This window comes from Streptomyces sp. NPDC014656, from assembly GCF_043084305.1.
In the GTDB taxonomy this organism is placed as follows: domain Bacteria; phylum Actinomycetota; class Actinomycetes; order Streptomycetales; family Streptomycetaceae; genus Streptomyces.
The window spans coordinates 46084-70687 of the sequence record NZ_JBIBZN010000014.1; the positions used below are offsets into that span (position 1 = coordinate 46084).

25 protein-coding genes are annotated in these 24604 nt (G+C 73.2%); 11 read left to right on the forward strand and 14 right to left on the reverse strand.

Annotated elements, in window-relative coordinates; translation table 11 throughout:
* Positions 1–9 precede the first annotated feature (9 nt).
* On the reverse strand, positions 10–249 hold the full coding sequence (locus tag ACF1ED_RS27760) for a hypothetical protein (protein ID WP_391764971.1): 240 nt from the start codon (positions 247–249) through the stop codon (positions 10–12).
* Between the two features lie 100 nt (positions 250–349).
* Here ACF1ED_RS27760 and ACF1ED_RS27765 point away from each other — a divergent pair, with 100 nt between their 5' ends.
* Positions 350–1441 (forward strand): DUF5937 family protein, encoded by a 1092-nt coding sequence (locus ACF1ED_RS27765; RefSeq protein ID WP_391764973.1) that lies wholly within the window; start codon positions 350–352, stop codon positions 1439–1441.
* A 46-nt stretch (positions 1442–1487) separates the two neighbouring features.
* On the opposite strand, the gene ACF1ED_RS27770 is transcribed toward ACF1ED_RS27765, so the two are convergent.
* On the reverse strand, positions 1488–2162 hold the full coding sequence (locus tag ACF1ED_RS27770; RefSeq protein ID WP_351851681.1) for a response regulator transcription factor: 675 nt from the start codon (positions 2160–2162) through the stop codon (positions 1488–1490).
* 38 nt (positions 2163–2200) lie between these two features.
* Positions 2201–3400 (reverse strand): sensor histidine kinase, encoded by a 1200-nt coding sequence (locus ACF1ED_RS27775; RefSeq protein WP_391764975.1) that lies wholly within the window; start codon positions 3398–3400, stop codon positions 2201–2203.
* Between the two features lie 96 nt (positions 3401–3496).
* Between ACF1ED_RS27775 and ACF1ED_RS27780 the strand changes: the two genes are divergently transcribed.
* A complete protein-coding gene (locus tag ACF1ED_RS27780; protein WP_391764977.1) occupies positions 3497–4495 on the forward strand; it encodes an SAM-dependent methyltransferase in 999 nt (332 codons plus the stop codon).
* 154 nt (positions 4496–4649) lie between these two features.
* Entirely contained in the window at positions 4650–5792 is a 1143-nt protein-coding gene (locus ACF1ED_RS27785; protein ID WP_391764979.1) for an NADH-quinone oxidoreductase subunit D, read from the forward strand.
* A 13-nt stretch (positions 5793–5805) separates the two neighbouring features.
* On the opposite strand, the gene ACF1ED_RS27790 is transcribed toward ACF1ED_RS27785, so the two are convergent.
* From ACF1ED_RS27790 to ACF1ED_RS27810, 5 genes are all read right to left on the reverse strand, one after another.
* The gene (locus tag ACF1ED_RS27790; protein ID WP_391764981.1) at positions 5806–6291 is read right to left on the reverse strand and encodes a GNAT family N-acetyltransferase; all 486 of its coding nucleotides are present in this window, start codon (positions 6289–6291) and stop codon (positions 5806–5808) included.
* The gene (locus ACF1ED_RS27795; RefSeq protein ID WP_391764983.1) at positions 6288–7454 is read right to left on the reverse strand and encodes a hypothetical protein; all 1167 of its coding nucleotides are present in this window, start codon (positions 7452–7454) and stop codon (positions 6288–6290) included. The genes ACF1ED_RS27790 and ACF1ED_RS27795 overlap by 4 nt, the downstream gene beginning before the upstream one ends.
* Positions 7455–7584: 130 nt before the next feature.
* Complete coding sequence (locus ACF1ED_RS27800; protein WP_391764985.1) at positions 7585–8559, reverse strand: ABC transporter substrate-binding protein; 975 nt, start codon at positions 8557–8559, stop codon at positions 7585–7587.
* A gap of 34 nt (positions 8560–8593) precedes the next feature.
* Positions 8594–9262, reverse strand: coding sequence for an ABC transporter permease (locus ACF1ED_RS27805; RefSeq protein WP_391764986.1), 669 nt, complete (start codon positions 9260–9262; stop codon positions 8594–8596).
* Position 9263: 1 nt separating this feature from the next.
* Positions 9264–9950 (reverse strand): ABC transporter permease, encoded by a 687-nt coding sequence (locus ACF1ED_RS27810; RefSeq protein WP_391764988.1) that lies wholly within the window; start codon positions 9948–9950, stop codon positions 9264–9266.
* Between the two features lie 160 nt (positions 9951–10110).
* On the opposite strand from ACF1ED_RS27810, the gene ACF1ED_RS27815 reads away from it, so the two are divergent.
* On the forward strand, positions 10111–11115 hold the full coding sequence (locus ACF1ED_RS27815; protein ID WP_391764990.1) for an ABC transporter ATP-binding protein: 1005 nt from the start codon (positions 10111–10113) through the stop codon (positions 11113–11115).
* A gap of 3 nt (positions 11116–11118) precedes the next feature.
* Here the strand turns inward: ACF1ED_RS27815 and ACF1ED_RS27820 are convergent, their stop codons facing one another.
* Positions 11119–12231 carry an alpha/beta hydrolase gene (locus ACF1ED_RS27820; protein WP_391764992.1) on the reverse strand — a complete coding sequence of 371 codons (1113 nt, stop codon included), beginning with the start codon at positions 12229–12231 and terminating at the stop codon, positions 11119–11121.
* A 161-nt stretch (positions 12232–12392) separates the two neighbouring features.
* On the opposite strand from ACF1ED_RS27820, the gene ACF1ED_RS27825 reads away from it, so the two are divergent.
* The 6 genes from ACF1ED_RS27825 to ACF1ED_RS27850 all read left to right on the forward strand — a co-directional run bounded on the left by ACF1ED_RS27825 (position 12393) and on the right by ACF1ED_RS27850 (position 17260).
* Positions 12393–14240: a phosphatidylglycerol lysyltransferase domain-containing protein gene (locus tag ACF1ED_RS27825; RefSeq protein WP_391764994.1), complete on the forward strand. Its 1848-nt coding sequence runs from the start codon at positions 12393–12395 to the stop codon at positions 14238–14240.
* Positions 14241–14277: 37 nt separating this feature from the next.
* The gene (gene folP / locus ACF1ED_RS27830) at positions 14278–15141 is read left to right on the forward strand and encodes a dihydropteroate synthase (RefSeq protein ID WP_391764996.1); all 864 of its coding nucleotides are present in this window, start codon (positions 14278–14280) and stop codon (positions 15139–15141) included.
* Entirely contained in the window at positions 15138–15665 is a 528-nt protein-coding gene (locus ACF1ED_RS27835) for a nuclear transport factor 2 family protein (protein WP_391764998.1), read from the forward strand. Before folP ends, ACF1ED_RS27835 begins: the two co-directional genes overlap by 4 nt.
* Before the next feature lie 111 nt (positions 15666–15776).
* Complete coding sequence (folB, locus tag ACF1ED_RS27840) at positions 15777–16136, forward strand: dihydroneopterin aldolase (RefSeq protein ID WP_030495863.1); 360 nt, start codon at positions 15777–15779, stop codon at positions 16134–16136.
* Positions 16133–16732: a 2-amino-4-hydroxy-6-hydroxymethyldihydropteridine diphosphokinase gene (folK, locus tag ACF1ED_RS27845; protein WP_391765000.1), complete on the forward strand. Its 600-nt coding sequence runs from the start codon at positions 16133–16135 to the stop codon at positions 16730–16732. The genes folB and folK overlap by 4 nt, the downstream gene beginning before the upstream one ends.
* A 48-nt stretch (positions 16733–16780) precedes the next feature.
* Complete coding sequence (locus ACF1ED_RS27850) at positions 16781–17260, forward strand: DUF3180 domain-containing protein (protein WP_391765002.1); 480 nt, start codon at positions 16781–16783, stop codon at positions 17258–17260.
* Between the two features lie 20 nt (positions 17261–17280).
* Here the strand turns inward: ACF1ED_RS27850 and ACF1ED_RS27855 are convergent, their stop codons facing one another.
* A complete protein-coding gene (locus ACF1ED_RS27855; RefSeq protein WP_391765004.1) occupies positions 17281–17814 on the reverse strand; it encodes an SMI1/KNR4 family protein in 534 nt (177 codons plus the stop codon).
* Between the two features lie 29 nt (positions 17815–17843).
* A complete protein-coding gene (gene folE / locus ACF1ED_RS27860) occupies positions 17844–18449 on the reverse strand; it encodes a GTP cyclohydrolase I FolE (protein WP_391765006.1) in 606 nt (201 codons plus the stop codon).
* 226 nt (positions 18450–18675) lie between these two features.
* Here folE and ACF1ED_RS27865 point away from each other — a divergent pair, with 226 nt between their 5' ends.
* Positions 18676–20637, forward strand: a complete 1962-nt coding sequence (locus tag ACF1ED_RS27865) for a zinc ribbon domain-containing protein (protein ID WP_391765008.1) — start codon at positions 18676–18678, stop codon at positions 20635–20637.
* 54 nt (positions 20638–20691) lie between these two features.
* Here ACF1ED_RS27865 and ftsH read toward each other — a convergent pair whose 3' ends face one another.
* The 3 genes from ftsH to tilS all read right to left on the reverse strand — a co-directional run bounded on the left by ftsH (position 20692) and on the right by tilS (position 24498).
* Positions 20692–22710 (reverse strand): ATP-dependent zinc metalloprotease FtsH, encoded by a 2019-nt coding sequence (ftsH, locus tag ACF1ED_RS27870; protein WP_391765010.1) that lies wholly within the window; start codon positions 22708–22710, stop codon positions 20692–20694.
* 190 nt (positions 22711–22900) lie between these two features.
* Positions 22901–23440, reverse strand: a complete 540-nt coding sequence (hpt, locus tag ACF1ED_RS27875; RefSeq protein WP_391765252.1) for a hypoxanthine phosphoribosyltransferase — start codon at positions 23438–23440, stop codon at positions 22901–22903.
* A 41-nt stretch (positions 23441–23481) separates the two neighbouring features.
* Positions 23482–24498: a tRNA lysidine(34) synthetase TilS gene (tilS, locus tag ACF1ED_RS27880; RefSeq protein WP_391765012.1), complete on the reverse strand. Its 1017-nt coding sequence runs from the start codon at positions 24496–24498 to the stop codon at positions 23482–23484.
* Positions 24499–24604 lie beyond the last annotated feature (106 nt).

Consider the following 24604-nt stretch of genomic DNA (forward strand, 5'->3'; position numbering starts at 1 on the left):
GGCGCACCGTCAGGACGGGCGCGTCGGGCTCTCCGGCGCCCGCCCGGGGCCGAGGCGGGACGTCAGGCGGGCCAGGGCCGCGCGGAGGCGGCCGGTCGCGGGGCGGCCGGCCACCACCCGCTCGAAGCGGCGGTGGTCGCGCAGCCCCCGCAGCACGGCCGCGTCGTGGGTGCCGGGGGCGGGCGGCGCGGGCTCGCCCCGCCGCGCGGCCCGGTAGCTGTCGAAGAGGTGCTGCTGCAGCGCGTCCATGGGCTCACCCTGGGACCGCGCCGGGCGGCCCCGCCCTCCGATTGACGGCCCTCGTCAATCGGAGCGACGGCCTCCCGGGGGCATCCCGCACCATGGGGGCGTGAGCGTGACCATCGACATCACCGGAGTGCCGGCCGAGCGGATCGTCTTCAGCCCCTCGCCGCTGGCCGAACTCGGCAACGCCCTCCACGTCCTGGCGGAGCCGGGCCACCACCCCGGGCACCACGCGTGGGCGACGGCGACCGCCACCGCGCTCGACCCCGGCCTCGCCGACCGGCTCCTGGAAGCCGACTTCATGTGGCGGTCGACCCGCTCCGACTTCCTGCTGCCCGCGCGGCCCCGCGAGACCCTGGCCGAGGAGCTCGACGACCTCGACCGCATCGACGACGAGACCTTCGTCGGCGCCGCCCTGGAGATCTCCTGCAGCCCCGCCTACGCCCGGGGCGGCATCCCCTCCCCGCTGGTCGACGAGCGGTCCCGGCGGCGCGCCCTGGACCTGGCCGCCGCGCGCGGCCCGCTCCAGGCGGCGTTCGCGGAGCGGATGATCACCGCGCCCGCCGCCACGCGCGCGTGGCTCCGGCGTCTCCTGGAGGACTGCGACGCGGCCTTCTTCGCCGACACCTGGCGGCGGCTCCGGGTGCAGCTCGCCGCCGACGCCCGCCACAAGACGGAGCTGATGCGCCACAAGGGGCTGGCCGACGCCCTCGCGGACGCCTCGGGGGCGATGCGCCTGGAGGAGGACGGCGAGGGCGCCCGGATCGTCGTCGACAAGCTGATGGAGGCCCGTACGGACGCCCGGGCCGGGGCGGTGACCCTGCTGCCGAGCGCCTTCGGCCGGCCGCACCTGATCGCCGTGTACTCGCCCGGCTGGCAGCCGGTGATCATGTACCCGGCGGCGAGCCGGGAGGTCGGCGGCCTGGAGTCCGTCGAGGCCGTGCGGCTCCGGCTGGAGGCGCTCGCCCACCCGGTGCGGATGCGGATGTGCCGCAGCCTGGCGCGCGGCCCGTACTCGACGAGCGAGCTGGCCGACACGCACGGCATCACCGCCCCCGAGGTCTCCCGCCACCTGGCCGTCCTGCGCCGGGCCGGTCTGCTCACCACCCGCCGCCGGGGCCGCTACGTCCTGCACCAGCTCGACTTCTCCGTCGTCGCCCGCCTGGGCAGCGACTTCCTGGAGTCGGTGCTGCGCTGAGCGCCGTACCGGAGCCGGGGCCGGGGCGGGCGTCCGGGCCGGCGGCTCAGCCCTTGGCGCCGCCCGCGCGGACCAGGCCCGTCTCGTACGCGAGGACGACGACCTGGACGCGGTCGCGCAGACCCAGCTTGGTGAGGATGCGGCCCACGTGGGTCTTGACCGTCGCCTCCGACAGGACGAGCCGGGCGGCGATCTCGCCGTTGGAGAGGCCCTGGGCGACCAGGAGCATGACCTCGCGCTCGCGCTCGGTCAGCTTCTCCACCTCGCGGTGCTCGGGCTCCCGTCCGGAGGACGGGAGCATCGGGGAGAAGCGGTCGAGGAGGCGGCGGGTGGTCGAGGGGGCGACCACGGCGTCGCCGCTGTGCACCGAGCGGATCGCGCCCAGCAGCTCGGCCGGCGGCACGTCCTTCAGCATGAAGCCGCTCGCGCCCGCCTTCAGGCCGGAGAAGGCGTACTCGTCGAGGTCGAAGGTGGTCAGGATGAGGACCTTCGGGGCGTCGGGCGCCGCGCAGATCCGGCGGGTCGCCTCCACCCCGTCGAGGCGCGGCATCCGGACGTCCATGAGGACCACGTCGACGGCGGTGGCGCGCAGCACCTCCAGGGCCTCCGCCCCGTCGCCCGCCTCCGCCACGACCTCCATGTCCGGCTGGGCGGCCAGCACCATGCGGAAACCGGTGCGCAGGAGCACCTGGTCGTCGACGAGCATCACGCGGATGGACATGCGGTTCCTTCGGTGGGGTGGGGACGGGGCACGGGCTCTCAGTGTGCGGGCTTGAGCGGCAGCAGGGCGCTGATCCGGAAGCCTCCGCCCGGACGCGGGCCCGCGTCCAGGGTGCCGCCCACCATGCCGACCCGCTCCCGCATGCCGATGAGGCCGTGGCCCCGCCCGTCGGCGCCGCCGTCCTCGTACATCTCCTGGGGCGCCCCCCGGCCGTCGTCCTCGACGAGCAGGCCGAGGCCGTCGTCGAAGTAGACGAGGCGGACGCTGGCGCCGACGTCGGGACCGCCGTGCTTGCGGGTGTTGGTGAGGGCTTCCTGGACGATCCGGTAGGCGGTCAGGCCGACGCCGGTGGGCAGCTCGCGCGGGGTGCCCTCGACGGTGAGGTCGACGGTGAGCCCGGCGCCCCTGACCTGCTCGACGAGCTCCTCGATCTGCTCCACGTCGGGCTGCGGCACGTACTCCCCCGCCTCCCGGTGCTCGCCGGTGCGCAGGATGCCGAGCAGCCGGCGCATCTCGGCGAGCGCCTGCCGGCCGGTGGTGGAGATGGTCTCCAGGGCCTGCTTGGCGGTCTCCGGGGAGGTGTCCATGACGTAGGCGGCGCCGTCGGCCTGCACGACCATCACGGACACGTTGTGGGCGACGACGTCGTGGAGTTCGCGGGCGATCCGGGCCCGCTCGGCGGCCACCGCGACCTTGGCCTGCGCCTCCCGCTCCCGCTCCAGGCGGGCGGCCTTCTCCTCCAGCTGGGCGAAGTAGGCGCGGCGGGTGCGCAGCGAGTCGCCGAGGACCCAGGCCAGCGCGAACGGCACGGCCATGATCACCGTGAAGAAGACCTGGGCGGGGACCGAGACGGTCTCCTCCAGCGGCCATCTCAGCTGGGAGAGCGGGGCCGCGCAGAGCCCGCCGGCGAGGGCGAGCCGGGAGGCCCAGCGGGGGCCGTCGTGGGCGGCGACGGTGAAGATGACGACGAGCATGGCGAAGTCCGCCATGAAGGGCTCGATGTCGAGGAGCAGCTGGACGAAGCCGAGGGCGACGGCCAGCAGCAGCATGCGCTCCGGGGCCCGCCGCCGCAGGGCGACGACCACGGAGAAGAGCGTGGCGACCGCCCCGTAGCCGACGGCGGGGTCGAGGTCCGGCATCGACCCGATCCACAGCGCGGAGAACCCGAGGAGGACGACGGCCCAGAAGACGTCGACGCCCGTCGGGTGGCTGCGGATGAAGTCGTAGAGGCGCTGCACGTGACCCAGCGTAGGGAAAGGGCGGGGGCCGGGGATCAACCGAGCGGTCGATCCTCGCGGCGGGACCCGTACACCCCGGGGTGGAGACTGGGGCGCGTGACGGATGACGTGACGGACGGGACGGGACGGCCGCCGGAGGGCGCGGCGCGGTGGCGGGGCTGGCGGGAGGCCACGGAGCGGGCGCTGTACGGCCCCGGCGGCTTCTACCTGCGCCCCGAGGGTCCGGCCGGCCACTTCAGGACCTCGGTGCACGCCTCGCCGCTCTTCGCGGCGGCGGTGGCCCGGCTGCTGGTGGAGACGGCCGAGGAGCTGGACACCGACGAGGTCGCCCTGGTGGACGTGGGCGCGGGCCGGGGCGAGCTGTCGGCCGGGGTGCTCGCGGCGGTCCCGGCGGGGCTGCGGGTGCGGGCGTACGCGGTGGAGCGGGCCGCCCGGCCGGACGGGCTGGACGCGCGCGTGGAGTGGACCGGCCGGCCGCCGGAGGGCGCGCGGGGCCTGCTCTTCGCGAACGAGTGGCTGGACAACGTGCCGGTGGACGTCGCCGAGGCGGACGAGGACGGCACCGTGCGGTACGTGGAGGTCCGCGCCGACGGTACGGAGCGGCTGGGCGCCCCGGTCACGGGCCCGGACGCGGAGTGGCTGGCCCGCTGGTGGCCGCTGTCCGGGCCGGGCGAGCGGGCCGAGATCGGCCGGCCCCGGGACGAGGCGTGGGCGGCGGCGGCCGGCTCGCTGGCGGCGGGCCGGGCGGTGGCGGTGGACTACGGGCACCTGCGGGGGTCCCGGCCGCCCTTCGGCACCCTGACCGGCTTCCGGGCGGGCCGTGAGGTGGCCCCGGTCCCGGACGGCGCCGGGGACCTGACCTCCCACGTGGCCCTGGACGCCTGCGCGGCGGCGGTCCCCGCGCGCGCGGCGGAGCTGACGACCCAGCGGGAGGCGCTGCGCCGGCTCGGGGTGTCGGGCGCCCGGCCGCCGCTGGCGCTCGCCTCGTCCGATCCGGCGGCGTACGTACGGGCGCTGGCCGCCGCCGGGGAGGCGGCCGAACTGACCGCGCGCGGCGGGCTGGGCGACTTCCTGTGGCTGAGCCAGCGGGTGTGAGCCCGCGGGGCCGGGTTTTCCACGGGCCGGGTTCTCCACGGGCCTGCTCCTCCGTGAGCCGGGTCTCCCCGAGCCGGGTCTTCCCCGAGCCGGGTTCTCCACAGGCCGGGGGCTCGCCCGTGGGCGGGGCGTCCGGCGGGGGATACTGTCCGGCATGACGGAGACCACGGTCGGCATCGGCGGCGCGGCGGAGAGCACCGACATGGTGCTGAACATCGGCCCCCAGCACCCCTCCACGCACGGCGTGCTCCGGCTGCGGCTGGTGCTCGACGGCGAGGTGATCCGGCACGCCGAGCCGGTCGTGGGCTACATGCACCGGGGCGCCGAGAAGCTCTTCGAGGCGCGCGACTACCGCCAGATCGTCATGCTGGCCAACCGCCACGACTGGCTCTCCGCCTTCTCCAACGAGCTCGGCGTGGTGATGGGCGTCGAGCGGATGCTCGGCATGGAGGTCCCGGAGCGGGCCGTCTGGCTGCGGACGCTGCTGGCGGAGCTGAACCGGGTCCTCAACCATCTGATGTTCCTGGGCTCGTACCCGCTGGAGCTGGGCGGGATCACGCCCGTCTTCCACGCCTTCCGGGAGCGCGAGGAGCTCCAGACGGTGATGGAGGAGGTCTCGGGCGGCCGGATGCACTACATGTTCAACCGGGTCGGCGGCCTCAAGGAGGACCTGCCGGCGGGCTGGCTCGGCCGGGCCCGGCAGGCGGTCGCGGACGTGCGCTCGCGGATGGACGTGTACGACCGGCTGGTCCTCGGGAACGAGATCTTCCGGGCCCGCACGCGCGGGGTCGGCGTCCTGGGCCGGGAGACCGTGCACGCCTTCGGGGTGTCCGGGCCGATCGCCCGCGCCTCCGGCGTCGACTTCGACCTGCGGCGCGACGAGCCGTACCTGGCCTACGGGGAGCTCCAGGACACCCTGCGGGTCGTGGTCCGCGAGGAGGGCGACTGCCTGGCCCGCTTCGAGTGCCTGCTGGAGCAGACGCACAACTCCCTGGAGCTGGCGGACGCCTGCCTGGACCGGCTGGACGAGCTGCCGCGGGGGCCGGTCAACCAGCGCCTCCCGAAGGTGCTGAAGGCCCCGGAGGGACACACGTACGCCTGGACCGAGAACCCGCTCGGGCTGAACGGCTACTACCTGGTGTCGAAGGGCGAGAAGACGCCGTACCGGCTGAAGCTGCGCTCGGCGTCGTACAACAACATCCAGGCGCTGGTGGAGCTGCTGCCGGGGACGCTGGTCGCGGACATGGTCGCGATCCTGGGGTCGTTCTTCTTCGTCGTCGGCGACATCGACAAGTGACCGCCCGGGCGGCTCAGCCCCGGCGCATCACCACGTAGTCCCGGGTCTCCCGGCCGGGGCGGCGGCGGTCGACGACCGTCCAGCCCCAGCGCGCGTACCGGTCCGTCAGTTCCGGTACGTCGAGGGTCATCAGCAGGGCGGGGCCGGCCCCGGCGGCCACCAGCAGGGCGTCGTGGAGGGAGCGGCCGAGGCCGCGTCCCTGACGGGCGGGGGCGACGACGAGTTCGGCGAGCTCGAAGGCGGGGGCGGCGCCGGAGAGGGCCGTGTCGGTCCAGCCCGCGGCGAGTCCGAGGAGTTCGTCGTCGGGGCCCAGGGAGACCGCCGCGTGGAAGCCGGGGCGACGGGCGGCGGAGTCGAGGAGCCGGTCCACGGTCCGTACCGCGCCGAGCGGCGGCTCGTGCCAGGGGGCGCCGGCGAACGCCTGGGCGCACAGGGCGATCAGCTCGTCCCGGCGGGCCCGCGCCTCCTCCGGCAGGAGGAGGCCGAGGCGGCCGGTCACTGGTTGACGGCGCCGCGCAGCTCGGCGAGGTCCAGCTGCTCGGTCTCGTCGTGCGCGGTCAGGTCGATGACCTGACCGATCGGGCCGGTGGCGGAGGGGCGGACCACGACGGGCTCGTCCTCCCGGGCGGCGGGGACGGCGGCCGGGGCCTGGACGGCGGCCGAGGCGGGCACCGTGGTCAGGGCCGGGGCCGGGCTCTGCGCCTCGGGCGCGAGGGCGGGCCGGGCGGCGGCACGGGCCTCCTCCAGGACCTCCTCGCCCACCACGTCGGCGAGGTCGGTGTCCTGGACGGCCTCGATCGCCGCCTTCTGGGTGCCGAAGAAGTCGAAGCCGCCCTCGGTGCGCTGGACGGGCCGGCGGGCCGCGTACGGGACGATCGCGCTGGCCGCGGGGACCGCAGGGGAACGGTCCTGGGCCGGGGCGGCCGCCGGGGGCAGCGCCTTCGCGGGGGCCGCGGCCGGGCCGAGGGCCGCCGGGGCCTCCTGGGCCGCCGGGCGGGTGTGCTGCTCGGCGGCGTGCCGGCCGCGCGGCTCCTCCGACTCGGCGGCGCGCTCGGCGAGGTCGCGCGCGCGGGCCGCCTCGGCGGTGCGGCGGGCCCGCTGGGCGGCGGCGTTGCGGGGCAGGTCGCGCAGGGCCTCGGCGGCGCGGCGGTACGCCTCCGGGGTGGGCGCCGACCCGGCGGCGGTCAGCTCCTTGGGGGCGTCGCCCGCGGTGGCCTGGGCCAGGACGCGGCGGCCCTCCAGGGCGCTGGCGCGCTCGGTCTCGGCGGTGGCGTAGCGGCGCAGCAGGTCGGCGTGCTCGCCGCGCAGCCCGGCCAGTTCGACGCGCTTGGCGCGGAGCTTGGCGTCCAGGCGGATGCGCAGGGCGCGGGACTCCTCCAGGTCCGCCTCCAGCTCGGCGAGGCGCTCCTCGGCCTTCCACTGGTCGGCGGTGCGGGCGCGGGTCAGCTCGGCGACCTGGCGGCCGGCGCTGCGGTCCCAGCCGCGCATGAGGACGGCACCGGTGACGGCGGCGGCGGCCGCCGCGGCGGCGAGCAGCCGCACGACCACGAGTTCCCCGGGGATCCAGGCCGCCGCGGCGCAGACGGCCGCGGCGCCGGCGACCGCGGAGGGCGGCATCAGCTTGTGCAGAGGCGGGGAATGACGGTGGCGTCCACGTGGCATGGCCTGAAATTTACCGTGCGTACGCAAGGCGTGGGAGGTCGGCCCGGCAATCATTTGGCCACTTCTCGACAACGGAATCGGAGAGACCGCGTTCCGCTTCCGCTTCGGGCCGACTTCCCCTCTCCGGCGTCTACTTGCCGACCAGCCCCTTCTCCTTCAGATAGGCGGCGGCGACGTCCTCGGGCTTCGCCCGCTCGGCGTCCACCTTGCGGTTGAGTTCGGCGAGATCCGCGGTGGTCAGCACCTTGGTGATCTTGTCGAGGGCGGCAGTGACCTCGGGCGCCCCGGCCTCCTTCGCGTTCACCACCGGCAGCACGTTGTCGGCGTTCTGCAGGCGCTTGTCGTCCTCCAGGAAGACCAGGCCGAAGCCGTCCACCGTGGCGTCCGTGGTGGTCGTCAGGACCAGCTGGTCCACCCCGTCCTTGACCGCCTGCTTGGCCTGCGGGGTGCCGACGCCCTTGGGGTCGACGCCCGCCACGTCGATCCCGTACGTCTTCTTCAGACCGGGGGCGCAGAAGGGCCGGACCGCGCATTCGTCGCCCGCCGCGATCTTCACCTTCAGCTTCGCCGCGCCGAGATCGGAAAGGGTCTTCAGCTTGTTCTTCGCGGCGAATTCCTTCGACACGGCGAAGGCGTTCTGGTCGACCGCCTCCCCGGCTTCCAGGACCCGCAGTCCGCGCGGTTCCGCCAGCGCGCGCAGCGCGTCCACGGTGGCCTTCACGTCACCCGAGGCGACCGGCTTCTCCTCGGGCGCCTTCGGGCCGTTCACCTTCGCGTTGAGGAATTCCGCGAGCGTCGCCGCGTATTCCGGCACGACGTCGATCTCGCCCTTCTCCAGGGCCGGCTCGTACAGCTCCCGGTTCTTCACCGTGGTGACCGAGACCGAGTACCCCGTGTCGCGCAGCAGCTGCGCGTACAGCTCGGCGAGCACCTTCGACTCGGTGAACGCGGCCGCGCCCACGACCAGGGAGCCCTTGTCCCCGCCGGACCCGGAGGAGGTCTTCTCCTTGCCCTGCTCCAGGCTGTCGCCGCCGCACGCGGTGAGCGAGACGGCCAGCGCGGCGGCACCCAGCAGCGCGCCCGTGGCGCGCGAGATCCTGTTCACGACTTCAGTCCTTCGCTGTCGGTGTGCACATACGTCAAGTCCGGGGCGGCCGGGGCACGAGCAGCCGGTCCAGTACCACCAGCACGCCCTCCACCACCAGCGCGAGCAGGGCCACCAGGACGGCCCCCGCGACCACCTGCGCGGTGTCGTAGAGCGCGAAGCCCGCGGTGATGATCCGGCCGAGGCCGCCCTGGCCGACCATGGCGGCGATGGTCGCGGTCGCGACCACCTGCACGGCGGCGGACCGGACCCCGGTCATCACCACCGGGGCGGCCAGCGGGAGTTCCACCCGGCGGAAGACCTGACCGCCCGTCATCCCCATGCCCCGGGCCGCCCGGACGGCCGCCCGGTCGACCTCGCGGACCCCCACGTACGCGTTGGTCAGCAGCGGCGGTATCGCGAAGAGGACCAGGGCGGTCACGGTCGGCACATATCCCGCGTTCCGCAGCGGGGAGACCATGAAGAGGGCGAGGACGGCGAAGACCGGGACCGCCCGCCCCACGTTCGACACGTTGACCGCCAGCGCGCCGCCGCGCCCGAGGTGCCCCAGCCACAGCCCGAGCGGCAGGGCTAGGGCCCCGGCGATCAGCAGCGCCAGCACGCTCACGTACACGTGCTCGGCCAGGCGCGCGCCGACGCCCTCCTCGCCGGTCCAGTGCGCACCGGTGGTGAGCCAGGTCCACGCGTCCGTCACGACCCCCACCTCACCCACCCCCCGGTGCGCCCTGGGCCCGGGACCAGGGCGTGAGCAGCCGCTGGACACCCAGGAGCAGCAGGTCGGCGACGACGGCGAGCAGCACGCAGAGCACCGAGGCGGCGAGCACCTGCGCCTTGAAGAAGGTGGGCAGGGCGTCCTCGATGAGATTGCCGAGGCCGCCGCGGCCGACGACCGAGCCGACCGTGGTGAGCGCGATCGTGGAGACGGTGGCCATCCGGACGCCGGCCATCAGGACCGGCAGCGCGAGCGGCAGTTCGACCTGCCAGAGCAGCCGCCAGGGCCCGAAGCCGAGCCCGCGCGCCGCCTCCCTGGTCTCCGCCGGGACGGCTTCGAGCCCGGCCAGCGCGTTGCGCACCAGGATCGTCAGCGCGTACAGCACCAGACCGGTGACGACGAGCGCCGAGGAGAGGCCGAGGACGGGCAGCAGCAGGGAGAACATGGCGAGCGACGGCACCGTGTAGAGCAGCGTGGTCAGTCCGAGGACCGGGGCGGCCAGCCGCGGCCGGGCCCGCACGAGGAGGGCCAGCGGCACGGCGACGAGCAGCGCGATCGCCACGGACGCGGCGGTGAGGCCGATGTGCTGGACCAGGGCCTCGGTCAGCTCCTCGCGGCGGGTGCGCAGGTACTCCCCGCAGATCCAGTCGTTTCCGACCAGGCAGTTCGGCGAGCTCATCCGGACCTCCCCCCAGGTCGCCGTCGTGAGAACGTGTGTACGGCGACCCTAGCGTCCGCCACCGACAACGGGGCCGGTCCGGGGGCCGTGCCGCCGATCCGCCACCTCGTCGCAACACCGCCTTCACACACACCCGGTGGCGAGGGGCCAGAATGGACCCATGATCCGGTTCGAACAGGTGACCAAGCGCTATCCGGACGGCACCACCGCGGTCGACGACCTCTCCTTCGAGGTCGCCGAAGGTGAGCTCGTCACGCTCGTGGGCCCCTCCGGCTGCGGCAAGACGACCACGATGATGATGGTGAACCGGCTGGTCGAGCCGAGCTCCGGCCGCGTCCTCGTCGACGGCCGGGACGTCGCCGGGGTGGACCCCGTCGCCCTGCGCCGCAAGATCGGCTACGTCATCCAGCAGGTCGGGCTCTTCCCCCACCGCACGGTCCTCGACAACACCGCGACCGTCCCCGCCCTGCTCGGCTGGAAGAAGGCCGCCGCACGCGCGCGTGCCGCCGAACTCCTCGAACTCGTCGGCCTCGACCCCGCCGTCCACGGCCCCCGCTACCCCGCCCAGCTCTCCGGCGGACAGCGCCAGCGCGTCGGCGTGGCCCGCGCCCTCGCCGCCGACCCGCCGGTCCTCCTCATGGACGAGCCCTTCGGCGCCGTCGACCCGGTCGTCCGCGAACGGCTCCAGAACGAGTTCCTCGCCCTCCAGGCCACCGTCCGCAAGACCGTCCTCCTCGTCACCCACGACATCGAGGAGGCCGTCCGGATGGGCGACCGCATGGCCGTCTACGGACAGGGCCGCATCGAGCAGTTCGACGCCCCGGCCACCGTCCTCGCCTCCCCCGCCACTCCGTACGTCGCCGACTTCGTCGGCGGCGACCGCGCCCTCAAGCGCCTCGCCGTCACCCCCGTCACCGCCGAGGACCTCGACCCGCTGCCGGACGCCGTCGCCCCGGCCCCCGCCACGCGCGCGCGTGGCGAAGCAGAGCCCGTACCCGCCTCCGGCCCCCGCTCCGTCCCCCTCGGCGGCAGCCTCAAGGACGCGCTCGCACTGCTCCTCCAGGACGACTCCGGGCGGCTGACGGTCACCGGCGCGGACGGCCGCCCGCTCGGCACCCTCACCCCCGCCGGGGTCCACCGCGCCCTGCGCCGCAGCACTTCGTAGCGGTCAGTCCGCGCGCAGCTTCCCGCTCATCCACACCAGACCGGGCGGGATCTCGCGGTTCCACGTGGTGAAGTTGTGGCCACCGCTCTCCAGCGTGATCGAGGAGACCCGGGCCGGGCTCCGCACCTTCCGGACGAACTCCCGGGTCTCCCTCAGGTTCCCCTCCCCGGACCTCGACGTCGTCACCAGGAACGAGGAGGCGGGCTGCGGACGGTGGTCCAGGCTCCACAGCAGGTCGGCCCGGCGGCGCAGCCCCTCGTCCCCGTGGAAGAGGTCACCCGTCGTCACGTCCTCCGCCGCCCGGTAGTACGCGGAGAAGCCCGCCCCCGCCGCGAACCGGTCCGGGTGGTGCAGCGCGATCTTCAGCGCGCAGTAGCCGCCCGTCGAGTTCCCCATGAACCCCCAGTTCCGGGCCTTCTTCCCCACCCGGTACGTCTCCGAGACCGCCCGCGGCAGGTCCTCGGCGAAGAAGGTCTCCGCCTTCGGACCGCCCGGCACGTCCACGCACTCGGTGTCCCTCGGCGGCGCCACCGTCGGCCGCAGCATCACCAGCACCATCGGCTGCATCCGCCCCTCCTTCGCCTGGAGGGCCGCCGTCCTCGGGTACTTCAGCCCCTTGATCAGGTTCTCCGCGGTCCCCGGATACCCCGTCAGCACCACCGCCGCCGGGAACGACCGCTTCGCGTACCGCTCCTGGAAGTACTCCGGCGGCAGGTAGACGAAGGCCGGCGAGGTGATCCCCGACCGGTCGCCCCGCACCACCACCTGCTGGATCTGCCCGCCCACCGCCGGCCGCGCCCCGCCCGGCACGTCCACCGCGCGCGTCCCCACCACCCGCACGTCCCCGGAGGCGGCGCCGTGGTCCACGACCACCCCCATCTCCTGCTCCTGGCCGAACAGGTCGGCCCAGGAACCGTAGAAGAGGAAGGAACGGTTCGCCGCGAGGCCCACCGCCGCGAACAGCGCCAGCTGCGTCGCGAACAACAGCCCCACCCTGCCGAGGACCGGCCGCCACCCCCGGCGGGCCAGCCGCGGCCACAGCAGCACCGTGACCGAGAACAGCGCGACGGCCGCCGCCACCGCCGTGACGACCGCCGCACCACTGGTGAGACCCATGAGACGTCCGAACCTTCCCTCGTGGCGACTTCCCGGACGCCCCGACGACTTCCTGAGAATTTCCCGTGCGCGAATGAACCCGCCCCCGCGCAGCCCCGTCCTAAGGGGAGCCCCGAACAGGGCCGAAAAAGACCACGGACGCACGGGAAGCGCGGGAAGCGATGTCTGTCACGGTAGATGGGGACAAAACATCATCGGTTCCGGTTCGGGTCCGCCGAGTTCTCAGCGGCCCCGCACCGGAACGCGTCCCCGCCCTCATCGGCACGGCGGTCAGCCTCATCGGGCTCCTCGACATCGCCGCCGGAGTCTTCCCCCGCTTCCGCGCCAGCCGCGTCCACGCCCTGGCCGAAGTCCTCCCCGGCGCCCTCGGCCCGCTCTCCGCCGCCGTCTCCCTGTGCGCAGGCGTCCTCCTGCTCGTCGTCGCCCACGGCCTCAAACGCCACAAGCGCCGCGCCTGGCGGGCCGTCGTCCTCCTGCTGCCGCTCGGCGCCGCCGCCCAGTTCGTCTGGCGCCACTCCGTCCTCGGCTCGCTGCTCTCCCTCGGCCTCCTCGCCCTGCTGCTGCGCCACCGCGACCAGTTCGCCGCCCTCCCCGACCCCCGCAGCCGCTGGCGCGCACTCGCCAACTTCGTCGTCATGGGCGCCGGCTCCCTCGCCCTCGGCCTCGTCGTCGTCAGCGCCCACCCCCGCCGCGTCGTCGGCGACCCCAGCCTCACCGACCGCCTCGAACACGTCCTCCTCGGACTCGTCGGCGTCGAAGGCCCCGTCGCCTACACCCACGGCGTCGACTGGACCGTCGGCTACTCCCTCGGCGCCCTCGGCACCCTGACCGCACTCACCACCCTCTACCTCGCACTGCGCCCCGAACACCCCGCCGCCCGCCTCACCGACGAGGACGAGGTCCGGCTCCGCGCCCTCCTCGACCGCCACGGCGGCCGCGACTCCCTCGGCCACTTCGCCCTCCGCCACGACAAGGGCGTCGTCTTCTCCCCCAGCGGCAAGGCCGCCGTCTGCTACCGCGTCGTCTCCGGCGTCATGCTCGCCAGCGGCGACCCCATCGGCGACGTCGAGGCCTGGCCCGGCGCCATCGAACGCTTCATGGACGAGGCCCGCGCCCACTCCTGGACCCCCGCCGTCATGGGCTGCTCCGAGACCGGCGGCCAGGTCTGGACCCGCGAGACCGGCCTCGACGCCCTCGAACTCGGCGACGAGGCCGTCATCGACGTCGACGCCTTCTCCCTCTCCGGCCGCGCCATGCGCAACGTCCGCCAGATGGTCAAGCGCATCGAACGCAACGGCTACACCACCCGCGTGCGCCGCGTCCGCGACCTCTCCGAGACGGAACTCGACCTCCTCCGCCGGGCCGCCGCCGACTGGCGCGGCACCGACACCGAACGCGGCTTCTCCATGGCCCTCGGCCGCATCGGCGCCCCCGGCGACGGCGACGCCGTCATAGCGACCGCCCACCTCACCGGCCCCGACGACCCCCACGGGCCCCACGGCGACCTCAAAGCCATGATCCACTTCGTCCCCTGGGGCCCCGACGGCATGTCCCTGGAACTCATGCGCCGCGACCGGAGCGCCGACCCCGGCATGAACGAGCTCCTCATCGTCGCCGCCCTCCAGGCCGCCCCCGCCCTCGACATCCGGCGCGTCTCCCTCAACTTCGCCATGTTCCGCTCCACCCTCGCCCGCGGCGAACGCATCGGCGCCGGCCCCGTCCTCCGCCTCTGGCGCGGACTCCTCCTCTTCCTCTCCCGCTGGTTCCAGATCGAGTCGCTCTACAAGTTCAACGCCAAGTTCCAGCCGCGCTGGGAACCCCGCTTCGTCGTCTACCGCGCCGGCCGCGACCTCCCCCGCATCGGCCTCGCCGCCATGCAGGCCGAAGGCTTCCTCACCCTCTCCCTCCCCCGCCCCTTCGCCCGCCGCGGGCCCGCCAGGACCCCCCGCCCCTGCACCCACGTCGTCCCGCCCAGGACCAGCAGGGAACACGAGGCCAGCACGGCCTGAAACCGCCCCCGGCCCCGCCGGGCCCTACGCTGGTCGTATGAGTACGACGATCGACCGGGGCGCTCCCCTCGGCCTTCCCGAGTGGGACCGCTGCGCGGTCATGGGCGTGGTCAACGTGACCCCGGACTCCTTCTCCGACGGCGGCCGCTGGTTCGACACCACGGCCGCCGTCAAGCACGGCCTCGACCTCGTCGCCCAGGGCGCCGACCTCGTCGACGTCGGCGGCGAGTCCACCCGCCCCGGTGCCACCCGCGTCGACGAGGACGAGGAACTCCGCCGCGTCGTCCCCGTCGTCCGCGGCCTCGCCGCCGAAGGCGTCACCGTCTCCGTCGACACCATGCGCGCCTCCGTCGCCACCGCCGCCGTCGCCGCCGGCGCCACCCTCGTCAACGACGTCAGCGGCGGCCTCGCCGACCCCGGGATGATCCCCGCCGTCGCCGCCGCCGAGGTCCCCTTCGTCGTCATGCACTGGCGCGGATTCAGCCAGGACATGAACAGCCTCGCCGTCTACGACGACGTCGTCACCGAGGTCGTCACCGAACTCCGCACCCGGATGGAGGCAGTCGTCGACGGCGGCATCGCCCCCGAACGGATCGTCGTCGACCCCGGCCTCGGCTTCGCCAAGCTCGCCCCCCACGACCTCGCCCTCGTCGCCCACCTCCCCGAGCTGCGCGCGCTGGGCCGCCCCCTCCTCGTCGCCGCCTCCCGCAAGCGCTTCCTCGGCCACGTCCTCACCCGCGAGCCCGGCGCCACCCCGCCGCCCGCCCGCGAACGCGACGCCGCCACCGCCGCCGTCTCCGCCCTCGCCGCCCACGAGGGCGCCTGGGCCGTCCGCGTCCACGAGGTCCGGGCCACCGCCGACGCCGTCCGGGTCGCCCGCGCCGTCGAAGGAGCCCGGTGACCGGCGCGCACGAGACGAGCGGGCCCGGGGCCGACGGGCCCGAAACGGGCCGGACCACCGACCGGACCGCCGTCGAAGCCGCCAACACCGCCTTCTACCAGGCCATGGAGGAGGGCGACTTCGACCGCCTCGAAGACCTCTGGCTCGACGACGGCGCCACCGACATCTCCTGCGTCCACCCCGGCTGGCCCGTCCTCACCGGCCGCGGCGAGGTGCTCCGCTCGTACGCGCTGATCATGGCGCACACCGACTACATCCAGTTCTTCCTCACCGACGTACGGATCTCCCTCGCCGGCGACACCGCCCTCGTCACCTGCACCGAGAACATCCTCAGCGGCGGACCCGCCGAGGACGGCGCCGAACTCGGCCCCCTCGTCGGACAGCTCGTCGTCGCCACCAACGCCTTCCGCCGGACCCCCGAGGGCTGGCGGATCTGGTCCCACCACGCCTCCCCCGTCATCACCGGAACCGACGACGACACGCCCCCCGCGGCCCCCGACGACCACCCCGGCACCTCCGCCTGACGGCCCCGACAGCAAGCGCTGTCGGTGCCCGCAGGTAGATTCGATGGAGGACACCCGGCCGTCCGCACCCGGCTGCGTGCCCCCGCAACTACGACAGCAGGAGTGATTCGCGTGGATCGTGTCGCGCTGCGCGGCCTCAAGGCCCGAGGTCACCACGGCGTCTTCCCCAAGGAGCGCGAGGAGGGACAGACCTTCATCGTGGACCTGGTCCTCGGCCTCGACACCCGCCCGGCGGCCGCCGACGACGACCTCACCAAGACCGTCCACTACGGCGTCGTCGCCGAGGAGGTCGTCGACGTCGTCCAGGGCGAGCCCGTGGACCTGATCGAGACGCTCGCCGAGCGCATCGCCCAGCAGTGCCTCAGCCACGCGGGCGTCCAGGAGGTCGAGGTGGTCGTCCACAAGCCGGACGCGCCCATCACCGTCCCCTTCGACGACGTCACCGTCACGATCACCCGGAGCCGACGATGAAGCCGCCCCAGAGTGACCCCACCGTCCAGCCCGTACCCGCCGCCGTCGTCGCCGCCGTCGACGCCGCCGACACCACCCTCTCCAACCCCCGCTGGGCCGTCCTCGCCCTCGGCGCCAACCTCGGCAACCGCCTGGAGAACCTCCAGGGAGCCGTCGACGCCCTCGGCGACACCCCCGGCCTCCGCGTCAAGGCGGTCTCCCCCGTCTACGAGACCGAGCCCTGGGGCGTCGAGCCAGGCAGCCAGCCCTCGTACCTCAACGCCGTCGCCCTCGTGAGGACGACCCTCCCGCCCTCCTCCCTCCTGGAGCGCGCCCAGGCCGTCGAGGAAGCCTTCCTGCGGGTCCGTGACGAGCGCTGGGGCGCCCGCACGCTGGACGTCGACATCATCACGTACGCGGACGTGGTCTCCGAGGACCCCGCCCTCACCCTCCCCCACCCCCGCGCCCACCAGCGCGCCTTCGTGCTGGCCCCCTGGCACGACGTGGACGCCGAGGCCCAGCTCCCCGGCCACGGCCCGGTGGCGGCCCTCCTGGCCGCCGCCGACCGCGCCGACGTGACGCCCCGGACCGATCTGGAACTCCGCCTCCCCGAGTAATCGTTACGCTACGTGGCAGACCACCCGCGACCACGTGAAGGACACCCGGTGAAACAACTGCGGCTCAAGGTGCTCGCCGGACTCTTCCTGGTCGCCGGCATCCTCTCCTGGGGCGGCGCCCGCCTCTGGGACTCGGTCGGCACGCTCCCCAGCGTGCCGCTCGCCGCGCCCATCGTCCTCGCGGTGATCGCGGTGGTCCTCACCGCCACCGCCCTCTCGATCCGGGTCCGCCTCAGGGCCCAGCGCGAGCGCCGCCCCGGCGCCAAGGGAGTCGAACCCCTGATGGCCGCCCGCGCGGTCGTCTTCGGCCAGGCCAGCGCCCTGGTCGCCGCCCTCGTCGCCGGCCTCTACGGCGGCGTGGGCGTCTTCCTCCTCGGCTCCCTCGACGTCCCCGCCCGCCGCGACCAGGCCCTCTACGCAGCCGCCGCGGTCCTCGCCGGCCTCGCCGTCATCGCCGCCGCCCTCTTCCTGGAACGCGTCTGCAAACTCCCGGAGGACGACGACGGCCCGGGCGGAGCCCGGGTCTGACCTCCCTCCCAGCACTCTCCTCAGCGGCAGAGCGCGTCGAGGTCTCCGGAGAAGCTCGGGAACTCGGCCGCCGCCCCGGCGACGATCTCCCGGGCGGCCCGGCGCGGAGTGCGCGCGTGCCGCTCGGCCAGCGCGGTCAGGCCCGCGTCGGGACACGCGGGCCGCTCCGGGTACAGCGCGGCCTCCATCGGCCCGAAGCCGTCGGCCAGCACCCAGAGGAAGTCCGACAGGTTCCCCGCGACCACGCCGCGCTCGCCCTCCGACCCCAGGAACACCACGGGCTGCTCGTCGAGCGCCCGGCCGGGCCTCACGCACCAGATCGCTGCAAGCCCCCCGGTCCCGTCCTGCCCGAAGACCCGGAAGTCGTCCCCGTCCAGCTCGTGGTTCCCGGTCCAGTGCCGGATCCAGTCCGTGGTCTCCTCGGCGGAGTCGAAGGCGCCGTACGGCTCGAAGTCCACGCCGCCCTCCCCGTCCTCCCCGTAGGCGAACTCCACCCTCGCCACCTCGCCCAGCGCAGCAGGAAAACGACGCCCGTCACCACTCATCTCACTCATCCCCGCAGGCTATCCGCGGGGATCGAGAGTCAACGCGCCAGTATCAGGGACATGGCCTCGGCCCGGGTGGTGGCGTCCCGAAGCTGCCCGCGCACCGCCGAGGTCGTCGTCTTGGCGCCCGGCTTGCGGACACCGCGCAGCGCCATGCACATGTGCTCGGCCTCGATGACCACGATCGCGCCGCGCGCGTCGAGGATCCTCATCAGCGAGTCCGCGATCTGCGTCGTCAGGCGCTCCTGCACCTGCGGACGCCGGGCGAAGACGTCCACCAGTCGGGCCAGCTTCGACAAGCCCGTGATCTTGCCCGTTTCCGCCGGGATGTAACCGATGTGGGCCACACCGTGGAACGGGAGTAGATGATGCTCGCACTGCGACGTCAGTTCGATGTCCTTGACCAGGACCATCTCGTCGTGGCCCAGGTCGAACGTCGTCGTCAGGACGTCTTCGGGCTTCTGCCACAGACCGGCGAAAAGCTCCTTGTACGCCCGCGCGACGCGCGCCGGGGTCTCCCTCAGGCCCTCGCGGTCCGGGTCTTCTCCGACCGCGATGAGGAGCTCTCGTACGGCGTTCTGGGCGCGCTTCTCGTCGAACTCGCCGATCGTTCCTTCGCCGTCCAGCGTCACCGGGTCGGTCATCTGTGCCTCGTTCCGTCTGTCTGACCTGACGCGGAAAACCCGCATCCCCACTGAGGCTAACCGGTTTCCTTCGGGGCTGGCGGGGATGCACCCGCTCGCCGGTCCGACGCCGCGCGCTCCCCAGGGATCACTCGCCATCGCGTGTGAGTTCGTTGACCGAATGGGTGACCTTCCCCTCACGGTCTCGTTGATCGGATGACAGCACCAGGAGCGAAAGGAGGGGCCGGTGGGGCGGAAACTGCCGTGGGGCGGGGGAGAGACGACTCGTACCGCCCACGCACCCGTCCTGCTCCGCGTCGGCGCGGACGAGAAGACCGGCGAAGTGCTCACCCCCGCCGACCTGACAGAACGTATGGGGTGGTGTGCCGACCTGGTGGCCGGGATGGCCGGTGTGCTGGTGTCCGGACACTGGAACGCCACCGACGTGGCCGCACTGGCCTCGGGTGTGGATGCGGATGGCCGGGCGCTGCCGTCGAAGGCGTGGATGGCGTTGCGCCGCCTCGGCTGGGCCGTCACCCCGCCGGACGGGGTGCGGGTGAACGACCGGATCGTACGCATGGCCCAGGAGCAGGCGGGGCGCGCGTTGCGGTCCGTGAAGTGGCGCGCCGATGTGACCGCCGGAGTTCTGGCGACCTGGCCCACCACCCCGCACAAGCGCACGCCCACCGAGTGGGACTCGGTACGCGCCGCGATCCCGGGCGGCGCGTCCTTGCCATCGAGCGTGATCCGTTCCCGTACCCGCCAGGTCGCCTCGTACGTGCGCAGACACGGGCGTCTCCCGGTGGACGTGTTCGAGCTGGAAGCGTCGCCGGGTGTGGCGCGGATGCTGCTTCTCGCCGCGTGCGACGGCCAGCAGGCCACCATCGAACGCACCGACGACGGGGAGCGGGCCTTGCTGAGATTGCAGCTCCCCGTCCGGCCCGATCCCGCTTCGTACGCGGACTGGACCTGGGTCGCCTGCCCCCTCACGTTGCCGCTGACGGTCCCGGCGAGCGCGGTGCTCCACCTGCCCACCCTGCGCCCCACCGCCGGGAGGGTCCGGGCCGACCTGACCTTCACCCATCCCGTGCCCAAAGCGGAGCGCAGTGGTCACGTTGCGGCTCTGGGCGTGGACTGGGGTCTGAAGACCCTCCTCAGCGCGGGCGCGATCCAGCTGCACGACGACGGACGGTTCACCGCCCTCGGAGCGGGTGCCCAGTTCCGGGCCGGCGGCGTGCTGGCCAAGCAGCACCGGCTGCGCCGCGCCTCGGAGCGCCTGCACGCCAAGGCCGACCACTACACCCGCCTCGCCGACCCCGCCCTGGACGGCAGACACGCCGTACTGGTGGAGGAGATCCGGCACGTCTCGCAGCGCCGCTCGAACCTCAATGGCGCCCTAGCCCGGGCCGCCGCCCGGTGGGCCGTCGACCAGGCCATTGCGGCCGGGGCCACGGTCATCTACCTGGAAGACCTGCGGTCATTGGAAGCCGGCGGCATGGGCCGTACGACGAACACCCGCCTGGCCCAGACCGTGCGCGGGAAGATCGCCGAGCACATGCGGCATCTCGCCGCCGAAACCGGCATCGCCGTGGTCACCGTCCCGCCCCGGAACACCAGCAAGCACTGCCCGCACTGCCTGACCCCGCTGCGGCACCGCAAGGCCCCCGACCGGCCCACCACACCAGGCTGGAAGTGGGGCTTCTGTCCCCAGCCCGACTGCGGCTGGCAGGGCGACCGCGACCAGGGCGCCTGGCGTCGCATCGCCGCACGCGGGCTCACCCATCAGGCCAGGACCGTCACCGACCGCGCGAGCGGGCAGATGACGATCCGCACGGTGGTCGACCGGCTCGAAGCCACAGCCGTCATCACCGCCACACCGAAGACCAGCCGGCCGGACCGGTCCAAGACCGTCCCCACCCGGCCGCGTACCAACCGCTCCGCGCCCAGGCGACGCGGGGTTCCCTCCCCGGCGCGACCCAGCGGTCGCGCCGGCAAGCGTCCGGAGGGACACGTACCGACGGACCGGCCGCGACTGCCCCGCGCAGCACACCGGAACCAGGACGTGACCACGATCAGCACACCCACCACCCGGCACAAGCCGCGAGGAGCAGCACTGGGCGCGGGGTTCCACCTCCACGTCCACGCCTCCCCACCCAGGTGGGCAGAAACCGCGCCGCCCCCACGGGTTCGCGCGAGATCAGACAGCTGATCAGAGACGCTAGAACCTGTGGGGGCGGGACTTCCCGTTCCGGGGGTCCGGGGCTCAGGGCTCCGGGGTGTCCTCGGGGGCGATGTCGATGCCCTTGGTGGTGTCGACCACCGGGGCGGCCGTGCCGTTCGCGCTGTTCGTCAGGGCCAGCTCCTTGGGGGAGAGGACCGGCGGACGCGTGGACGGGGTGCGGCGGGACGAGCCGGTCCAGGCCGGACGGGCCGGGCGCCGGACGATCGGGGCGAAGATCTCGGCGATCTCCTCCTTGCCCAGGGTCTCCTTCTCCAGGAGGGCCAGGACCAGGTTGTCGAGGATGTCGCGGTTCTCGACCAGGATCTCCCACGCCTCGTTGTGCGCGGTCTCGATGAGCTTCTTGACCTCTTCGTCGACCAGCGCGGCGACCTCTTCCGAGTAGTCGCGCTGGTGGGACATCTCGCGGCCGAGGAAGGGCTCGGTGTTGTCGCCGCCGAACTTGATGGCGCCGAGCCGCTCGGTCATGCCGTACTGCGTGACCATCGCGCGGGCCGTGGCGGTGGCCTTCTCGATGTCGTTCGCGGCGCCCGTGGTCGGGTCGTGGAAGACGAGCTCCTCCGCGGCGCGGCCGCCCAGCATGTACGCGAGCTGGTCGAGCATCTCGTTGCGCGTGGTGGAGTACTTGTCCTCGTCCGGGAGGACCATCGTGTAGCCCAGGGCGCGGCCGCGGGACAGGATGGTGATCTTGTGGACGGGGTCGGCGTTGGGAGAGGCCGCCGCGACCAGGGCGTGGCCGCCCTCGTGGTACGCGGTGATCTTCTTCTCCTTGTCCGACATGATCCGGGTCCGCTTCTGCGGGCCCGCGACCACGCGGTCGATCGCCTCGTCGAGCGCCTTGTTGTCGATCAGCTTCTGGTCCGAACGGGCGGTGAGGAGCGCCGCCTCGTTGAGGACGTTGGAGAGATCGGCGCCGGTGAAACCGGGGGTGCGGCGGGCGACGGCGCCGAGGTCGACGTCCGGGGCGACCGGCTTGCCCTTCTGGTGGACCTTGAGGATCTCCAGACGGCCCTGCATGTCGGGGCGGTCGACGGCGATCTGCCGGTCGAAGCGGCCCGGGCGCAGGAGGGCGGGGTCGAGGATGTCGGGGCGGTTGGTGGCGGCGATCAGGATGACGCCGCCCTTCACGTCGAAGCCGTCCATCTCGACGAGCAGCTGGTTGAGGGTCTGCTCGCGCTCGTCGTGTCCGCCGCCGAGGCCGGCGCCGCGGTGGCGGCCGACCGCGTCGATCTCGTCGACGAAGACGATGGCCGGGGCGTTGGCCTTGGCCTGCTCGAAGAGGTCGCGGACGCGGCTGGCGCCGACGCCGACGAACATCTCGACGAAGTCGGAGCCGGAGATCGAGTAGAAGGGCACTCCGGCCTCGCCGGCGACGGCGCGCGCGAGGAGCGTCTTGCCGGTTCCGGGCGGGCCGTAGAGCAGGACGCCCTTGGGGATCTTGGCGCCGACGGCCTGGAACTTGGCGGGCTCCTGGAGGAATTCCTTGATCTCGTGGAGTTCCTCGACGGCCTCGTCCGAGCCGGCGACGTCGGCGAAGGTGGTCTTGGGCGTGTCCTTGGTGATGAGCTTCGCCTTGGACTTGCCGAACTGCATGACGCGGGAGCCGCCGCCCTGCATCTGGTTCATCAGGAAGAGGAAGACGACCACGATGAGGACGAAGGGGAGGAGCGAGAGCAGGATCGAGACGAAGGGCGACTGCTTCGTCGGGGAGACGGTGTAGCCCTTCTCGATCTGCCCGGCCTCGAACTTCTCCTGCAGCTTGTCCGCCAGGTCGGCGCCCTGGGTGCCGATGTAGCTGGCCTGGACCTTGTTGCTGCCGTCGATCTTCGTGTCGCCGGTGAGCTCGATCTTGACGATCTGCTCGTCACCGGTGGTGATCTTTGCCTGCTTGACCTGGTTCTTGTCGATCGCCTGGACGACCTTGCCGGTGTCCACCGTCTTGTAGCCCTCGGACGAGCCGACGACCTGCATCAGCACGACCACGGCGAGGACGGCCAGCACGATCCACATGACCGGCCCACGGAAGTATCGCTTCACGTCCATCCATACGGAGCGAGATTCGCCCCGTCCCTCCTGCCCGTAGGTAAATGCCTCAGTGTGAGAAAAGCTGTGCGGGAAACGCGGTGTGAAAAAAGCTGTTCTTCGGACGGTACCTCAGCATCGTCGCCCGCGACCGCCTTCCCGTGGTTCAACGGAGGGAAGGCGGTGCGGGTTCCCCGTGCGGAGGTGTCGCTCAGCCGCCGTAGACGTGCGGGGCGAGCGTGCCGACGAACGGAAGGTTCCGGTACTTCTCGGCGTAGTCGAGGCCGTAGCCGACGACGAACTCGTTGGGGATGTCGAAGCCGATCCACTTGACGTCGATGGCGACCTTGGCGGCCTCGGGCTTGCGCAGCAGGGTGCAGACCTCCAGGGAGGCCGGCTCGCGCGAGCCGAGGTTCGACAGGAGCCAGGACAGCGTCAGGCCGGAGTCGATGATGTCCTCGACGATCAGGACGTGCTTGCCCTTGATGTCGGTGTCGAGGTCCTTGAGGATGCGGACGACGCCCGAGGACTGGGTGCCGGCGCCGTAGGAGGAGACGGCCATCCAGTCCATGGTGACGGGGGTGGACAGGGCGCGTGCCAGGTCCGCCATCACCATCACGGCGCCCTTGAGGACTCCGACGATGAGCAGGTCCTTGCCCGCGTACTCCGCGTCGATCTTCGCGGCCAGCTCGGTGAGCTTGGCGTCGATCTCTTGCTTGGTGATGAGCACCGACTGGAGGTCGGTGCCCATGTCCTTCTCGTTCACCCGGGTCACTTTCGTTGCAGCGTGCGTCAGCCTTGCCGGATGACCAGTCTGCCACCCTGGCGGCGGGCTTCGACGCGGCCGGGCAGGTTGATGGCGCCCTGGCCGCGCCAGCCGGTGATGAGCCGGTCGAGTTCTTCGATGTGGCGGGCGAAGAGGGAGCCGGCGGGGGCGCCCTCGGCGATCACGGCGCGGCGCAGGACGCGGCGGCGTACGGCGGGGGGCAGGCCGAAGAGCTTGTCGCACGCGAGGGCGCCGGCCTCGTCGCGTACCGAGTTCTCGGCGTCGGCGGCCCAGGTGTCGAGGGCGTCGGCGTCGTCGCGGGAGAGCTGGGCCGTTCGGGCGAGGGCTTCGACGACGCCCTTGCCGAGGGCCTTCTCCAGGGCGGGGAGGCCCTCGTGGCGGAGGCGGGAGCGGGTGTAGGCCGGGTCGCTGTTGTGGGGGTCGTCCCAGACGGCGAGTTCCTGGGCGATGCAGGCCTTGCGGACGGTCTGGCGGTCGAGCTGGAGGAAGGGGCGGCGGTAGCGGCCCCTGGCTCCGGAGACGGCGGCCATGCCGGAGAGGGAGCGGATGCCGGAGCCGCGGGCGAGGCCGAGGAGGACGGTCTCGGCCTGGTCGTCGCGGGTGTGGCCGAGGAGGACCGCGGTGGCGCCGTGGCGTTCGGCGGCGGCGTCGAGGGCCGCGTACCGGGCGTCGCGGGCGGCGGCTTCGGGGCCGCCCTCGCGGCCGACGGTGACGGCGACGGATTCGACGGGGCCGAGGCCGAGGACGGTCATGCGGTCGGCGACTTCGTCGGCGCGGCCGGAGGAGCCGTCCTGGAGGCCGTGGTCGACGGTGATGCCGCCGGCCCGGACGGGAAGTTTGCGCGCCTCGAAGGCGAGGGCGGAGGCGAGCGCCATGGAGTCGGCTCCGCCGGAGCAGGCGACGAGCACGAGGGGGTGCGTGTCGCGGGGGGCGGCGGGGTCGGCGGGGTGCTCGGTGAGGACGTCGTGGAGTACGCGGCGGACCGCCAGGCGTATCGCCGCGACCGCAGGATGGGGACCCATGGTTCGGTGCCCTTCGTGAATGGGGTGAGGTGCCTCGGTCGGAGTCTTAACGGTCGGAATGGGGTGTTCGGTCACTCAGAGTGCGTCGATGGTGACAGAAACGTGG

Coding starts and splice junctions, on each gene's coding strand:
- ACF1ED_RS27760 (WP_391764971.1), bottom strand. CDS start 249: ATGGACGCGCTGCAGCAGCACCTCTTCGACAGCTACCGGGCCGCGCGG.
- ACF1ED_RS27770 (WP_351851681.1), bottom strand. CDS start 2,162: ATGTCCATCCGCGTGATGCTCGTCGACGACCAGGTGCTCCTGCGCACC.
- ACF1ED_RS27785 (WP_391764979.1), top strand. CDS start 4,650: ATGACGGAGACCACGGTCGGCATCGGCGGCGCGGCGGAGAGCACCGAC.
- ACF1ED_RS27795 (WP_391764983.1), bottom strand. CDS start 7,454: ATGCCACGTGGACGCCACCGTCATTCCCCGCCTCTGCACAAGCTGATG.
- ACF1ED_RS27810 (WP_391764988.1), bottom strand. CDS start 9,950: ATGAGCTCGCCGAACTGCCTGGTCGGAAACGACTGGATCTGCGGGGAG.
- ACF1ED_RS27815 (WP_391764990.1), top strand. CDS start 10,111: ATGATCCGGTTCGAACAGGTGACCAAGCGCTATCCGGACGGCACCACC.
- ACF1ED_RS27820 (WP_391764992.1), bottom strand. CDS start 12,231: ATGGGTCTCACCAGTGGTGCGGCGGTCGTCACGGCGGTGGCGGCGGCC.
- ACF1ED_RS27825 (WP_391764994.1), top strand. CDS start 12,393: ATGTCTGTCACGGTAGATGGGGACAAAACATCATCGGTTCCGGTTCGG.
- folP (WP_391764996.1), top strand. CDS start 14,278: ATGAGTACGACGATCGACCGGGGCGCTCCCCTCGGCCTTCCCGAGTGG.
- folK (WP_391765000.1), top strand. CDS start 16,133: ATGAAGCCGCCCCAGAGTGACCCCACCGTCCAGCCCGTACCCGCCGCC.
- ACF1ED_RS27855 (WP_391765004.1), bottom strand. CDS start 17,814: ATGAGTGAGATGAGTGGTGACGGGCGTCGTTTTCCTGCTGCGCTGGGC.
- folE (WP_391765006.1), bottom strand. CDS start 18,449: ATGACCGACCCGGTGACGCTGGACGGCGAAGGAACGATCGGCGAGTTC.
- ftsH (WP_391765010.1), bottom strand. CDS start 22,710: ATGGACGTGAAGCGATACTTCCGTGGGCCGGTCATGTGGATCGTGCTG.
- hpt (WP_391765252.1), bottom strand. CDS start 23,440: ATGGGCACCGACCTCCAGTCGGTGCTCATCACCAAGCAAGAGATCGAC.
- tilS (WP_391765012.1), bottom strand. CDS start 24,498: ATGGGTCCCCATCCTGCGGTCGCGGCGATACGCCTGGCGGTCCGCCGC.